The 13467-nt window shown below is 48.2% G+C and carries 15 protein-coding genes and 1 riboswitch; of the genes, 13 read left to right on the forward strand and 2 right to left on the reverse strand.

Going from position 1 to position 13467, the window contains the following annotated elements; genetic code table 11:
- Positions 1-13: 13 nt before the first annotated feature.
- Positions 14-769 carry an adenosylcobinamide-GDP ribazoletransferase gene (locus ACFOEK_RS08130; protein WP_386718936.1) on the forward strand — a complete coding sequence of 252 codons (756 nt, stop codon included), beginning with the start codon at positions 14-16 and terminating at the stop codon, positions 767-769.
- Between the two features lie 7 nt (positions 770-776).
- Positions 777-1094, forward strand: coding sequence for a hypothetical protein (locus tag ACFOEK_RS08135; RefSeq protein WP_386718938.1), 318 nt, complete (start codon positions 777-779; stop codon positions 1092-1094).
- Between the two features lie 2 nt (positions 1095-1096).
- Here ACFOEK_RS08135 and ACFOEK_RS08140 read toward each other — a convergent pair whose 3' ends face one another.
- Together ACFOEK_RS08140 and ACFOEK_RS08145 are read right to left on the reverse strand one after the other, a co-directional pair.
- Positions 1097-1633: an adenylate kinase gene (locus ACFOEK_RS08140; protein ID WP_386718941.1), complete on the reverse strand. Its 537-nt coding sequence runs from the start codon at positions 1631-1633 to the stop codon at positions 1097-1099.
- A 155-nt stretch (positions 1634-1788) separates the two neighbouring features.
- Positions 1789-2637, reverse strand: a complete 849-nt coding sequence (locus ACFOEK_RS08145; protein ID WP_386718944.1) for an alpha/beta fold hydrolase — start codon at positions 2635-2637, stop codon at positions 1789-1791.
- Between the two features lie 173 nt (positions 2638-2810).
- Positions 2811-3050: riboswitch (cobalamin riboswitch) on the forward strand.
- A gap of 30 nt (positions 3051-3080) precedes the next feature.
- On the opposite strand from ACFOEK_RS08145, the gene ACFOEK_RS08150 reads away from it, so the two are divergent.
- The 11 genes from ACFOEK_RS08150 (at position 3081) to ACFOEK_RS08200 (ending at position 13463) form a co-directional block, all read left to right on the forward strand.
- Positions 3081-3266 carry a CbtB domain-containing protein gene (locus tag ACFOEK_RS08150; RefSeq protein ID WP_386718947.1) on the forward strand — a complete coding sequence of 62 codons (186 nt, stop codon included), beginning with the start codon at positions 3081-3083 and terminating at the stop codon, positions 3264-3266.
- Between the two features lie 109 nt (positions 3267-3375).
- Entirely contained in the window at positions 3376-4167 is a 792-nt protein-coding gene (locus ACFOEK_RS08155) for a CbtA family protein (RefSeq protein WP_386718950.1), read from the forward strand.
- On the forward strand, positions 4148-5938 hold the full coding sequence (locus ACFOEK_RS08160) for an AAA family ATPase (protein WP_386718953.1): 1791 nt from the start codon (positions 4148-4150) through the stop codon (positions 5936-5938). The genes ACFOEK_RS08155 and ACFOEK_RS08160 overlap by 20 nt, the downstream gene beginning before the upstream one ends.
- 3 nt (positions 5939-5941) lie before the next feature.
- Positions 5942-6577 carry a cob(I)yrinic acid a,c-diamide adenosyltransferase gene (gene cobO, locus ACFOEK_RS08165; protein ID WP_386718956.1) on the forward strand — a complete coding sequence of 212 codons (636 nt, stop codon included), beginning with the start codon at positions 5942-5944 and terminating at the stop codon, positions 6575-6577.
- Between the two features lie 14 nt (positions 6578-6591).
- The gene (locus ACFOEK_RS08170; protein ID WP_386718959.1) at positions 6592-7926 is read left to right on the forward strand and encodes a cobyrinate a,c-diamide synthase; all 1335 of its coding nucleotides are present in this window, start codon (positions 6592-6594) and stop codon (positions 7924-7926) included.
- Positions 7927-7961: 35 nt separating this feature from the next.
- On the forward strand, positions 7962-9134 hold the full coding sequence (locus tag ACFOEK_RS08175; RefSeq protein WP_386718962.1) for a cobalt-precorrin-5B (C(1))-methyltransferase: 1173 nt from the start codon (positions 7962-7964) through the stop codon (positions 9132-9134).
- Positions 9131-9934, forward strand: a complete 804-nt coding sequence (gene cobK, locus ACFOEK_RS08180; RefSeq protein ID WP_386718965.1) for a precorrin-6A reductase — start codon at positions 9131-9133, stop codon at positions 9932-9934. Before ACFOEK_RS08175 ends, cobK begins: the two co-directional genes overlap by 4 nt.
- An 11-nt stretch (positions 9935-9945) precedes the next feature.
- Positions 9946-10587: a precorrin-8X methylmutase gene (locus ACFOEK_RS08185; protein WP_386718968.1), complete on the forward strand. Its 642-nt coding sequence runs from the start codon at positions 9946-9948 to the stop codon at positions 10585-10587.
- Positions 10587-11957: a precorrin-6y C5,15-methyltransferase (decarboxylating) subunit CbiE gene (gene cbiE, locus ACFOEK_RS08190; protein WP_386718971.1), complete on the forward strand. Its 1371-nt coding sequence runs from the start codon at positions 10587-10589 to the stop codon at positions 11955-11957. Before ACFOEK_RS08185 ends, cbiE begins: the two co-directional genes overlap by 1 nt.
- Positions 11957-12688: a precorrin-2 C(20)-methyltransferase gene (gene cobI / locus ACFOEK_RS08195; RefSeq protein WP_386718974.1), complete on the forward strand. Its 732-nt coding sequence runs from the start codon at positions 11957-11959 to the stop codon at positions 12686-12688. Before cbiE ends, cobI begins: the two co-directional genes overlap by 1 nt.
- Positions 12678-13463, forward strand: coding sequence for a cobalt-precorrin 5A hydrolase (locus ACFOEK_RS08200; protein ID WP_386718977.1), 786 nt, complete (start codon positions 12678-12680; stop codon positions 13461-13463). Before cobI ends, ACFOEK_RS08200 begins: the two co-directional genes overlap by 11 nt.
- Positions 13464-13467: the final 4 nt, after the last annotated feature.

The raw sequence follows: 13467 nt of genomic DNA on the forward strand, positions 1-13467 counted from the left end.
GAAAAGGACGCATATGAACCTCAAACCTTTCTGGGTTGCACTTCAATTCTTCACTTTATTACCAACTCCACATCTCAAACAGATAGACAATAAAGACCTTGCCGACTCGGTGCTCTGGTATCCGCTGGTGGGGGCTGTCATTGGAGCGATTTTGTGGGCTTTAGCGGCCTTATTGATGCCTTGGTTTTCTTCACTGGTCGTTGCTGGAATCGTCTTGTTAGCCTGGGTGGCGATTACCGGTGCTTTGCATTTGGATGGCTTGGCTGATTGTGCCGATGCCTGGATGGGCGGTTTTGGTTCCAAAGAGCGTACTTTGGAAATCATGAAAGACCCGGTCAGTGGCCCAATCGCGGTGTGCGTGTTGATGACTTGCTTACTGCTCAAATTCGCCTTGATTGAAAGTCTGCTAAGCAGTGGTTTTGTGTTTGGCTTGATGGTGATCCCGGTCATTGGACGATTATCAGCAGTACTGTTATTGCTAACGACGGAATACGTGCGTGAAGGCGGCTTGGGGGACGCCTTGAGCCAGCAACTTGATGCCTCCAAAGCCTGGGGCATTGTCATCGTATTGGCGTTGGTGACATTGGTTATTCAACCTGTATTAGCACTGTGTTTGTTCACGGTGTCATTGGTTGTTTTTATGGCATGGCGACAGCGAATGATTCAACGCATTGATGGCTGCACCGGCGATACGTTAGGAGCCATGATTGAATTGGTGGAGCTGGCCGCGCTGTTTGGTGTGGCGCTGTTTATTGGTTTTACGGGATAACGGCATCATGAGTGATGTGTTAATCGACCATCTTTTCTCACTGTTGGTGGACAGCTCAAAACCAGACTCTTGGCAACGTATTCTTAATGATCAAGAGTCTGGTAAATCTGAAGAGGTCAAATGGGAAGATGGACTGTTTTCCTTTACTCTGAAAGGGCTCCATCAAATGGTTCAAACGATTTATGACGTTGAATTTAAAGATTTTCAGCAGCGTTTATATGCCGGTAATCTCAATGAACGACTTACTGAGGTGGGGTTGTCTGTGGTAGTGCATCAATCGACCGGGAAGGTCGCGAGCAATTGGTATCAGGTCAAAACGCTCTGATGTTAAAAGTCAGAGTTTCCCAACGCGGCTATGAACTGACTTGCCTCCTTGGGAGATTTGACTCTGACAAATCGGATATGAGCATACTCATCAGAGTTCATTATTGCTTGATACTTTTGTTTGTTCTTTTTGTAGTTTGTGATAGTCCAAAGAATAATTGAGTCTTTGGTGAAGAGTTTCTTAAAGGATTCTTTGTTACCCGTTCCTTCCCATAATTCTACTTTAGTTGTGGCACGAACTAATGCCCGTTTAAAGGCTTGCAGTAAGGTTCTTGGGTAAGAAAAATCCACCCATACAACAAGGTCAACGTGTTTCCATTTAATCGGTGTCGTTCTGGTGAAATTGCCATCTAGAACCCAGGATTCCTGAGCCAGCGCGTGTTCCAATTTGGAATTGAATTCTTCGTCGGTCGATTCAGTCCAATTAGGTTTCCAGAACAAGTAATCCATCTCGATATGAGGGATATTCAACGCGTTTGATATGTGTTTGCTTAATGTGGATTTACCACTTCCACTGGTTCCTACAACATTAATTTTCATACATCACTCTATGTATTTTTCGGGTTTATTAAAGAAGTGAGAATATGATCTTCCCATCGTCCGTTGATCTTTAGGTAGGCCGTTTAGGTTCCTATTTACTAAGATGACTTTGGTTTGTCCTGTAAAATTCCGCAATCAGTACTGTGATCAGAAATTTAACTTAAAAACTTATTTATCTTGTTAACCCATAATGCAGGACTCTCTAGATGAGCAAGGTGACCGGCATTTTCAATTATGGCTAGTTCAGAGGTTTCGAGGCGTTTGTGTAACCGACGAGCAACTGACAAAGGAAATCTCAAATCTTTCGCTCCGTGGAGTATTAGAACGTCTTTTCCTGACGCCTTGATTGTCTCAGGTGCTGAAAGTTTTGGGGCGGCCATCTTACCTGCACGATGTGCGTTTAGCCACTCAGTAGAAAAGGTTATTTTGGAAATAATGTCTTTAATCTTATTCAGTTTGGAAAGGTCATACACATCCAGTGCAATACTTTTTAAGGCGAGAGACTTACTGGGTTCGTCCTTCGTTATTGGAAAAACTTTGAATGCTTGAGAGATGAATTCTTGGAGTTCAGGCGTGCATCGCTCTTGATAATCGTTATTGAGTTCAAGTTCTTCCTGAAAATCATTAAATGCTGTTGTCGAAGCAAGGATGAGTTTATTCACCTGATGGGGTGTATTCTTCAATAGGTGTATGGAAATAACTCCGCCAAAAGAGAAACCGAGAATGTCACAGGTCGATATATTGTAGGCAGACAGAACGCATTTAATATCAGATAGAACATTGCTCATGGAGTAAGCATTCGCCGCATCAAACTTTGAAGACCTGCCACATCCTCTGAGATCAAATAATATCACTCTGCGTGTTTTTGAAAGACGGTTTGCTGCGGGCAATAAGTAGGTGTGATCCCAATCTGGGCCACCGTGAATTATCAGAAGAGGGATACCTTTATTTTCTTCACCAAGCGCTTTTGTGTAGATGTACCCATCTTTTATCTGAACATTCATGCTTTATGGATTTCCAATGGCGAACTGATCAGGCGATGATATTGGGTATTGATGAATAAATAAATTTCCATGGTTTTTTCTTCCGTATTTGATTTGAAGTTGGAAGTTGCACTTATTATCTGAATTCAGGCAAGAGCTTTAGCATCTCCCTAGCTTTCACCCGCCATATACATTACTATCCCTGCTGCTCAGGTGCCTGATGCTTCATCAAGTTTAAGCGATTGATGCAGAAGGATAATCGGGAAGTATGGTATGTACAGAGATTTTAATGCAGTACTGACTCCATCGCTGCCCCCGCAACGGTACAAGAGTTACTTGTTCGACCACTGACTTTTAGTTGGGAAGGTTAAGCAAACACAGCTTCTATAAGCTACTCTTAGAGCCCGGAGACCGGCCTGAAATTCCATACAATAACCATTGCACGGTGGGTGCAGGAGAAGAAAATGACCACTCAAGTTTCTAGTGCTCAGCACGCGAAAACTCACGTTAAAGTTTCATCGTTGGCTCAAACAGCCGCAGCCGTTATTTTCGGTGCAGTTGTTTTATTTGCGGTTGGTTTCCTTCCAACTGACGCAGCGCACAACGCAGCGCACGATACGCGTCACGCAATGGCGTTCCCTTGCCACTAAGGTTGTTGTTTTAAAACACAAATCAACACATTGTATTGTATAGATCCTAATCCTGTTCGGATTGGGCTTTTGTGCGTTCTGATTTCACTCGATCAATGAGCTTTAACCCATGTTATTTCGCAGAATTATTTTAAACGCCTTACTGGTTGGCGTCGTAGCCAGTTTCGTATTCAGCCTTCTTCAAGTTTATGTTGTTAATCCGATTATCTTTGCTTCTGAAACTTATGAAGTACCGGAAGAAGCGGCACCGGTAGCCGATCATCATCATGGAGAAGAGGCCGCTGGACACAGTCACTCCCATCATCATGATGAAGAAGCCTGGGCACCGGAAGATGGTATTGAACGAACCGCCTATACCATGTCGGCTAATGTATTTGCAGGTATTGGTTATGCTGCAATTTTGCTGGCCGTGATGAGTCAGTTGTCGTTACAAGGGCTAACGCGTGTCAGTGTATTGAAAGGTGTTGCCTGGGGCTTGGGCGGCTTTATCGTGTTCTTTGGTGCGCCAGCGATTGGCATTCCGCCAGAAATTCCTGGTATTGAAGCGGCTCCCGTGGAGCATCGTCAATTGTGGTGGATGTTGGCTGCCGGGGCGGTTGCAGTGGGCTTGTTGGTATTGGCTTTTGCGCCGCTTAAATTCAAAGCGTTGGGTTTGGTTGCCATTGCGATTCCATACCTTGTTTCCGCTCCGCATCCGGAAGGTCCGGCTTTTAGCCACCCAGATCCAGCAGCGGTTGTTGCTTTGACAGACCTTCACCAGCAGTTCATTGTAACTACGTCTGTCTCTAACTTGTTGTTCTGGTTAGTCATGGGTGTCATGAGCGCTTGGGTATTGAACCGTTGGGTGCTGACACCAAGTGTTTTGAAAGGTCTTGGTCAGGATGAAACCGCAAACGCTTAAGTTTCCTTTTACCGCAGTATCCGGGCAGGCTTCGTTCAAGCTTGCCTTGATTCTGGCGGCCATCAACCCCGCCATTGGTGGGGTGTTGATTAGCGGCCCAAGGGGTTCTGCTAAATCTACGTTAGCCAGAGGCTTGGCGGATGTCATGCCAGCCACGGCAAACAAACCGCATGAATTTATTACCCTTCCGTTAGGTGCCAGCGAAGAAATGCTGGTGGGCACTCTGGATCTCCAGAAAGTGTTAGCCGATCAGTCTGTGGCGTTTCAGCCGGGGTTATTAGCCAAGGCTGATGGTGGCGTCTTGTATGTGGATGAAGTCAATCTGCTACCCGATAACCTAGTGGATTTACTGCTCGATGTTTCCGCCAGTGGCGTTAATGTGGTGGAACGAGATGGCGTCAGCCACAGTCATTTCGCGCAGTTTATTCTGTTGGGAACGATGAATCCGGACGAAGGCGAACTTCGACCACAGCTGTTAGATCGCTTTGGTTTGTCGGTTGAGTTATCCAATCAGTACAGCGTGGAAGAGCGTGTTGAGATCGTGCGTTTACGAGACGCTTTTGATCGAAACCCGGAGGCCTTTGTTCAGTCGTATCAAGAAGCACAGGCCACATTAACCGAGAGCATTCAGTCTGCAAGAACCCTGCTGGATCAGGTGCAATGTGCTGATGAATTACGTGTTCTAATCGCTCAGAAATGTGTTGATGCTAACGTCGATGGTATGCGTGGGGATATCGTTTGGTATCGTGCCGCTGTGGCCCATGCCGCATGGCATCAACGAGATCAGGTAACGGAAGAGGATATTTTGGCCGTTGAAGACTTGGTGTTGGCTCATCGTCGTAACGGTGATAGCAATTCATCAAATCCACCAAATTCTTCAAGCTCAAATAGACAAACTCCTAACGCCTCTAACACACCTCCGAACGCGCCATTTTCTCGCCCTCAAGCATCCAGAAATGAACAACCCTATGACGGTTTAGAAGGGGACTGGGGCAGTATGTCTTCTTCGGCGCAAGAACAACAAGCCGTCGATGCGCCTTGGCATCTGAATTCATTAGATAAGAAAGCAACGAAGAACCTGCCGAAGAGCGTATCGTTGGGAAAGCCACAAACCCTTAGTTCCAGCCGTCAGAAAGGGAGCGGAAGTAAGGGTGCTCATGCATCAAAAACAGAAGATACCAAAGTTCACTGGTTTGGTTCTTTGGTTAAGAATGCAGGCAAAATGCCCCTGAAAGACTTGGTGTTTCATAAGAAACGGGAAAGTCAGCCCGTATTGCATTTGGTATTGCTCGATACCTCAGCATCAATTCTAAAGCATCAAAATTTTTCCAAAGCTAAATCTTTGGTCAGTGCCATTGCCCATCAAGCCTATTTGGCACGTGAACAAATGACATTGATGGGCTTTGGTAATCAAAAAGTAGAAACCTTATTGCCGAAGAAACGGGCACCGAAATCCTTGGTTCGATTGCTGAATACCATTCCCGCAGCGGGTGGAACGCCGTTGCGTGAGATGCTTCAGCAAGCGAAAGCCTTCCAGCAGCAACAAATTACCCAGGCGCCAAATCTGGCGATTAAGACCTATCTGATTACGGATGGTCGTACCAGTCAGACCTTTGATGATCTTGATTTACTTGGGCAAGTCACGGTGATTGATACCGAAGACAGCCAAGTAAAACGTGGCAAAGCCGTTCAAATCGCCCAGACTTTGATGGCACATTACTTGGCCTTGGCCGACCTTACTTTACCTTCACCTCAACCGATAAAGATTTAAGTCATGTCTGAAGAAAACAACCAATCTAATATACAGGTATCAGCAACGGATCAGGAAAAGCACCAAAAACGTATGGCCTCTAAGAAGGCGGTAGTGGATGCGCGTATCGCAAAAGCGACCGAAGAACGAGGTGTGCTGATTTTGCTGCGGGGTAATGGCAAGGGCAAGAGCAGTTCAGCCATGGGCACCATGGCGCGTTCGGCCGGTCACGGGATGAAGTGTGCGGTTGTTCAATTCGTTAAAGGTCGACGAGAGACGGGTGAGTACAAGTTTTTCAAAGATCATCCGTTAGTGGATTGGCATGTGATGGGCCATGGTTTCACCTGGGAAACCCAAGACAAAACCCAGGACATCGAAGCCGCTCAAAAAGCTTGGGCCTTGGCGGAAGAGCTTTTACAAGACGAAAGCTATGACATGTTGGTGTTTGATGAGCTTAGTTATATGTTCAAGTACAAATACCTTGAGGTGGAGCCTGCGGTAAAGGCGCTGCAAAACCGCCCGAAACATCAGAATGTGATTATCACCGGTCGAACTATGGCGACAGGTCTACAGGAAATCGCAGATACCATTTCAACCATTCAGGATGACAAACACGCTTTTCGTTTAGGCGTCAAAGCACAGACTGGGATTGAGTTCTAAGCATGACGAATCCTATGAATACAGTGTTAGTTGCCAATCACCCTGAGACAGTATCTTGTCCTGCGTTGTTTTTAGCCGCACCAGCCTCGGGTCAGGGAAAAACCACAGTCTCTGCGGCCTTAGCGAGAATGTTGAAGCGCCAAGGCAAGGTGGTTCGAGTCTTTAAAACCGGACCAGATTACCTCGATCCGCAGATTCTTCATCAAGCCTCTGGAGAACCGGTTGAACAATTGGATATGTGGATGGCGGGTGAAGCCTACTGTCAGGCCAAGTTGTTTGAAGCCGCACGAGATGCCGATTTGATATTGATTGAAGGGGCTATGGGCTTGTTTGATGGTGAGCCCTCAAGTGCTGATCTAGCTGCACGATTTGGGGTGCCCATTGCCTTGGTGATGGATGTAAAAGGCATGGCGCAAACTGCGGCTGCGGTGGCATCGGGTTTGGTGAATTTTCGGGATGACGTTCAGTTCGCAGGCCTGATCGCCAACAACTGTGGCTCGGAACGCCATAGGCAGTTGATCGAAGATGCCTTGCCAGAGAACCTACCGTTATTGGCGCATCTGGCGCGTTCTGAAGAGGTGGCCTTGCCGGAGCGTCACTTAGGCTTAGTACAGGCCTCCGAAGTGACCGATGAATTAGAAACACGTTTGAATAATGGTGCTGATTGGTTGGAGCAAGCGGGATTGGCCGATCTGATAGAGCGTGTTCCATCTGTGGATTTCCACATGGCAGAAACGCCTGCCGTACCTGAGTTATTGAAAGGCCAACGCATCGCTATCGCCAAAGACGAAGCCTTCAGTTTTATCTACGATGCTAATGTACGTTTGCTGGAAGAGATGGGCGCGGAGCTGAGTTTCTTCTCTCCGATTCATTCAGACAGCTTACCTGTAGCGGATGCACTCTGGTTACCCGGCGGTTATCCGGAATTACATGCTGAGAAGATGGCTAAGAACCAACCGATGATCGAGCAGATTCAAGCTTTTCATCAATCAGGCAACGCGATATTAGCTGAGTGCGGTGGTTTTCTTTATTGCTTGGAAACACTGACCGATTTGGACGAGCAGCAATACCCGATGTTGGGTATTCTTACCGGCCATGGCGCTATGCGTGGAAAACGTGGATGTCAGGGCATGCAAACCGCGCCGTTACCAGAAGGGGAAATTCGTGCCCATGCTCACCATAGATCGCGCAGTTCAGATACGGATGAACCCATAGCTCATGGGCGACGACAACGACACCCTGCACCGGGCGAAGCCATCTACCGTTCGAAGAACCTAACGGCCAGTTACCTGCATTTGTTCTTCCCGTCGAACCCGGAAGCGGTGGCGAAACTGTTCAAGCCTGAATAATCTATAGAGACAACCCCCCTTCGAGACGTAAATCCATGTGGCCAGAAAGCAGTGAACAAGCCAAACCGCTCCGCACGGGACTGACCACAGGCTCCTGTGCGACGGCGTGCAGTTTGGCGGCGGCTCGTTGCTTGTTTTCTACTGCGGAGCGGGCAAACGAAGTGTTGGAGTCTGTTTCCATTACTTTGCCCACCAAGCGCTCTCTGGCACCCAAAGAAGTGAGTTTGTCCGTGTCGGTTGAAGTCTTGTCGGAACATTCTGCAAAAGCCAGCACCATCAAAGACGCAGGCGATGATCCAGACGTCACTCACGGCGCGACCATCTTCGTGGAAGTGACGCTAATTGAAACACCGGGCATTCAGTTCAAAGCGGCTAAAGGTGTCGGCACGGTGACTCGTGAAGGCTTGGCCTTAGCGGTGGGCGAGCCAGCCATTAACCCTGTGCCACGACAAATGATCACAGATCACCTTACGAAATTGGCTCAGTTTCATGATTACCAAGGCGGCTTTGAAGTGGCGGTTGGCGTCGAAAATGGTGAGGCCATTGCCCTGAAAACCATGAACCCGAAACTGGGCATTCTTGGTGGGTTGTCGATTTTGGGGACGACGGGCATCGTTCGACCTTTTTCTTGTTCTGCCTGGATCGCTTCGATTCATCAGGGCATTGATGTGGCCATTGCTAACGGTGTGGATCACATTGCAGCCACTACAGGTAATAGCAGTGAACAAGCCATTAAAGCTCATTACGGTTTGGGTGAAATGGCACTGATTGAGATGGGCGATTTTGCCGGGGCGGTGCTGAAATACCTGAAACAGTTGGATCAAACGAACGCAGAAAAACTGACGCAAGTTACCATTTGCGGGGGCTTTGGCAAGATCACCAAACTTGCTAATGGGCATATGGATTTGAACTCCCGCGTGTCGTCCATCGACTTCCCACATATTGCTGAGGTGGCGAAGCGAGCAGGTGCCGATGAAGCACTTCAACAACAAATTCTCGACGCCAATACCACCATTCAAGCACTTAATCTGTGTACTGAAGCCAAAATCCCTTTGGCGGATGCAATGTGTCGGTTGGCCTACCAAAAAGCCAGACACTACGTGCCGGAGCACATCAAGTTGGATGTCTGGGCCATTGATCGCAAGGGCAACTTTGTAGGGTCTTTTTTGAATGATTTGAGCGACGAAAACGGAGAGGGTGAAGCATGAGCATAACGCCTCTCTCCAAAGTGTTGGTCTTAGGTGGTACCACCGAAGGTAAGGCGATGGTGAATTGCTTGCTGGATTACGGGGTACCTGTGGTGTACAGCATCGCAGGTTTGGTTCGTGTGCCTGAGTTTTCGTCTGGCACTGCATCTTGTGAGGTGATTGAAGGCGGCTTTTCATCCTACGGGGGCTTGGCCGAATACCTTAAAAACCACGACATTATTGGTGTGTGCGATGCCACGCACCCCTTTGCAAAAAACATCTCAGCCACGGCGTGGAAGACCTGCTCAGAACTGACTATTCCATACTGGCGATTCCAACGACCGGAGTGGCCGAAACAGCCGAAAGATCATTGGCAGAGCTTCACCGCTTGGCCGCAACTGCTGAACGCCCTTAACGAAAATCAAACCGTGTTTTTCTCCGCAGGCCAACTTAACGATGAGTGCTTGCAGTGGTTGCTGACCCATCCAAATCAACAAATCAAACATCTGTGGCGAACGGCGGTGGAACCCAAATCGCCCTTACCGGACAATCTGACTGCCGTGAAAGCCATTGGCCCCTTTACCTTCGAGAGCGAACGTCAATTGTTTACTGAGCATAAGACCGACGTTCTTGTGACAAAAAACAGCGGCGGTGAGGCGACCATCGCCAAAATCCAGGTCGCGCGCGAGCTTGGCTTGCCAGTGTTGATGTTGGCGCGCCCAACGCCCGTCCCTGAAAGGGTTTGTCACGACGACTTAAATAAGCTGGCACTGTTGATGATCAGCCAGTTAAAACTGAATCATATGATGCAGGTTCACTAAGGAATACATGCATGAACTTTGACTACCAAATGAACCCGCAGAAGATCGAAACGGAAAGCTTTCGACAAATTCGAGAGCTCACAAAGCTTGTTCACTTCAGCAAAGACCAACAGCAAGTGGTGATGCGAGTCGTCCACAGTTTGGGCTTACCGCATTTGGCTGAACAGGTTCGTTTTAGTGAAAATGCCTGCGAAGCTGGGCGAGAAGCGTTAGCCAAGGATTGCCCGATTCTGTGTGATGTGGAAATGGTTAAGCAGGGCATCACCAAGCGGATGATTACCCAAGAACCACTGTGTTTTCTGAATGATCCAAGCGTCGCCGAGATTGCAAAATCCAAGGGCGAAACACGTACTATGGCCGCGCTGGAATTATGGCGAAATCAGTTAAAAGGTAGTGTCGTTATTATCGGTAATGCGCCAACGGCGTTATTTCGATTGCTTGAGATGATTGATCAAGGGGCTGACAAACCGGCGTTAATTATTGGTATGCCAGTGGGCTTTGTGGGCGCAGCGGAATCCAAACAAGCGCTGTGGAATCACCATCAACAACTGGGTATTGAATGCATTACCTTGCTCGGGCGAGAAGGTGGCAGTGCTGTATCCTCAGCCACCTGTAATGCGCTGTTGCGTTGTAACCGAGGCGAGTATTACTGATGGCTGCACCTATTCGCCAACTGGACATCGTCGGGCTTGGGATTTCCCAAACTCCGGTTTTTACCGAAGCAACGCAAGCGTGCATTGCCGCTGCGGATTATGTGATTGGTTCGGAACGTCAATTGGCCTTGTTATCTGTTGAGGAGAAACCGCAACAGCAGCAATGGATTGAATTACCAAAACTGTCAGAGCTAAAAGCTTTAATTGATGATTTGGCGAGCGATAAAAGCGTGGTGGTTTTAGCGTCTGGTGATCCGCTGTTTTACGGTATCGGCCGATGGTTTAAACAGAACTTTTCTGAAGCCTTTGAGCAAGGTCGCTTGTGCTTTCACCCTGCGGTGTCGAGCATTCAGGCTGCGTGTCATCGCTTAGGATTCTCCTTGCAAGATACCGATGTGCTGAGTTTGCATGGTCGACCATTGGCGAAATTACGAACTCAACTTAAAGCTAATCGCACGTTAGCCATTCTCACAGATCAACACAGTAACCCGATGGCGTTAGCCAAAGAATGTAAAAACGCCGGGTTTGGTGACTCTCGTCTTACCGTGTGTGAGCGATTAGGGTATGACGATGAACAGTGTCGATCCTTCTCTGCAAAAGAACTGGTTGATAGCAGGGGTGATGGTAGGGTTGGTAACAAAGGTGAATTTGATCCGCTGCATGTGACCATTATTGAAGTCAAAGGCTTGGGTGGTGTTTTGCCGAGTTTCCCCGGCTTTGCTGATACCTTGTTTGAAACCGGGGCTGAACCGGGCAAGGGCATGATCAGTAAACGCGAAGTGCGTTTGTGCATTCTTTCCTATTTAGAACCAAATAACGACGATGTGATTTGGGACATCGGCGCAGGGTGTGGCGGTGTCGCTGTGGAGTTGGCTTATTGGAATGAAAAGGCCAAAGTGTATGCCATTGAACATCATTCCGAGCGGTTGAAGTACCTTGCCATTAACCGGGAGCGCTTCGGTGTGGTGTCGAACATGCACATCGTTGAAGGTCGTGCACCGGCTTGCTTAACGGATTTATCTAAGCCAACCAAAGTGTTTATTGGCGGTAGCGATGGTGCCTTGCCAGAGTTGCTTGCCCAGTGCTGGGAGTTACTGCCTGTCGGTGGTATTTTGGTGGCGAGCGCGGTGATTCAATCCACCAAAGATCAACTAAACGACTTTGCTGAATTGCTGGCGTGTTCCAATGATTCCGGCATATCAACACAAGCCATAATCGAGAGCACAGAAGTGGCTGTAAAACGGGGCCAGATGGTTGCTGGTGAGCTAGTGGGTGGTAAGCAGGCGGATGGTAAGCTGGTGTATCAATCCAAATATCCGGTTACCGTTTTTCAATATAAAAAGTTCCAATTTAAGAAGGCAGCGAAGTGATGGCTCAGTTTATTGGTGTGGGCGTAGGGCCGGGTGACCCGGAGTTAATTACCCTCAAAGCTGCGCGATTAATCAAGCAAGCCGATGTCATCAGTTATCTGCAAGGCGAGAGCGGCGAAGCGCAAGCTCGTAAAATCGCGGCCGACGTGATCGCTGAAAGAACCACTATTGCCGAAGAAATTGCTGTTCCTATGCCGATGTCGGAAGATCGCAGTCTCGCGAATCAAGCCTACGATCAGGCGGCGAAGTCTATTGAAATGGCGATTTCAGAAGGCAAAACCGTGGTGTTTCTGTGTGAAGGCGATCCGCTGTTTTTTGGCTCCTTTGCCTATTTATTAGAACGTCTCGAAGGTAAGGTGGCTTGCCAAGTGGTGCCGGGGATTTCTTCCGTACATGCCGCAGCCTCCGAGCTACAGATGCCATTAACCATGTTGAAGGAATCTTTCGCTGTGATCAGTGGTCGACACTCCGACCAACAATTGATGGACGCTCTGCAGCAACACGATTCTGTGGTGATCATGAAAGCCGGGCGCTCGCGCCAGCGCATCCTAAATGCCTTGGCAGAAACCAACCGAGTGCAAGATGCCAGCTATTTAGAATACATCTCTCGCGATAATCAAAAAGTTGTGTTGGATGTCAGCACTTTGGCGGGTGAAGCTGGGCCGTATTTTTCCTTGTTTGTGGTTGTTCCTGATAGAGATGCAGACAGAGACGTTAGCCGTGAAAGATAACTCATCTGTTAAAATCATCTCGCTGACCGAAGCGGGTTTACGGTTAGCCGAACGTCTTCAAGTTCAGCTAAAAAACAGTGAGGTTTGGTATAAGCCCAAGCCTTTTGCAGAGAAAGTACAGAACGCCTTCCAAGCAGGCGAGCCGCTGATTATGATCTGCGCCACAGGCATTGTGGTGCGCACTTTAGCGCCTGTGTTAGCAAGCAAACTGCAAGACCCGCCTGTGTTGGTGTTGGATGAGTTGGGGCAGTTTGTGATCCCACTGGTGTCGGGGCATGAAGGGGGCGCGAATGAGTGGGGTCGACAAATCGCTGAACTGTTGAACAGTCAATTGGTGATGACCACCGCCAACCCTTATTTAAAACCCAAGTATGCAGTGGGCATGGGTTGTGAACGTCACTGCCCGAAAGAAGAATTAGAACGTTTGTTGATGGACTGCTTAGCCCAAGCGAACTTAACGCTCGATCAGATCGGTTCCATCAACAGCATTGATATCAAAGCCGATGAAGTAGGCTTGATCGAACTGGCCGAGTGTTTAGACAAACCATTTAACACCTTTGATGCGGCCGAGTTATCCACAATGGAGCACTTGCTCAGCACAAAATCCGATTATGTATTCAAGACCGTCGGCGTCTATGGCGTTGCGGAATCAGCGGCGTTGGTTGGCGCGTCTCAACTAACGAACGCTGACAGTGAACTGATTTTAAATAAGCACAAAACGGCCAAGGCCACCTGTGCCATTGCGAGAGCGTATCCTAGTGACGCTCGACGCTAGTCTT

The sequence above is a fragment of the Litoribrevibacter euphylliae genome, from assembly GCF_042646085.1.
Classification (GTDB): Bacteria; Pseudomonadota; Gammaproteobacteria; order Pseudomonadales; family Litoribrevibacteraceae; genus Litoribrevibacter; species Litoribrevibacter euphylliae.

What these genes read in the sequence shown, in the direction of transcription:
- ACFOEK_RS08160 (WP_386718953.1), top strand. Translation starts at nt 4,148, where the DNA reads ATGAAACCGCAAACGCTTAAGTTTCCTTTTACCGCAGTATCCGGGCAG.
- ACFOEK_RS08155 (WP_386718950.1), top strand. Translation starts at nt 3,376, where the DNA reads ATGTTATTTCGCAGAATTATTTTAAACGCCTTACTGGTTGGCGTCGTA.
- ACFOEK_RS08130 (WP_386718936.1), top strand. Translation starts at nt 14, where the DNA reads ATGAACCTCAAACCTTTCTGGGTTGCACTTCAATTCTTCACTTTATTA.
- cobK (WP_386718965.1), top strand. Translation starts at nt 9,131, where the DNA reads ATGAGCATAACGCCTCTCTCCAAAGTGTTGGTCTTAGGTGGTACCACC.
- ACFOEK_RS08135 (WP_386718938.1), top strand. Translation starts at nt 777, where the DNA reads ATGAGTGATGTGTTAATCGACCATCTTTTCTCACTGTTGGTGGACAGC.
- ACFOEK_RS08150 (WP_386718947.1), top strand. Translation starts at nt 3,081, where the DNA reads ATGACCACTCAAGTTTCTAGTGCTCAGCACGCGAAAACTCACGTTAAA.
- ACFOEK_RS08175 (WP_386718962.1), top strand. Translation starts at nt 7,962, where the DNA reads ATGTGGCCAGAAAGCAGTGAACAAGCCAAACCGCTCCGCACGGGACTG.
- cobI (WP_386718974.1), top strand. Translation starts at nt 11,957, where the DNA reads ATGGCTCAGTTTATTGGTGTGGGCGTAGGGCCGGGTGACCCGGAGTTA.
- cbiE (WP_386718971.1), top strand. Translation starts at nt 10,587, where the DNA reads ATGGCTGCACCTATTCGCCAACTGGACATCGTCGGGCTTGGGATTTCC.
- ACFOEK_RS08140 (WP_386718941.1), bottom strand. Translation starts at nt 1,633, where the DNA reads ATGAAAATTAATGTTGTAGGAACCAGTGGAAGTGGTAAATCCACATTA.
- ACFOEK_RS08185 (WP_386718968.1), top strand. Translation starts at nt 9,946, where the DNA reads ATGAACTTTGACTACCAAATGAACCCGCAGAAGATCGAAACGGAAAGC.
- ACFOEK_RS08170 (WP_386718959.1), top strand. Translation starts at nt 6,592, where the DNA reads ATGAATACAGTGTTAGTTGCCAATCACCCTGAGACAGTATCTTGTCCT.
- cobO (WP_386718956.1), top strand. Translation starts at nt 5,942, where the DNA reads ATGTCTGAAGAAAACAACCAATCTAATATACAGGTATCAGCAACGGAT.
- ACFOEK_RS08145 (WP_386718944.1), bottom strand. Translation starts at nt 2,637, where the DNA reads ATGAATGTTCAGATAAAAGATGGGTACATCTACACAAAAGCGCTTGGT.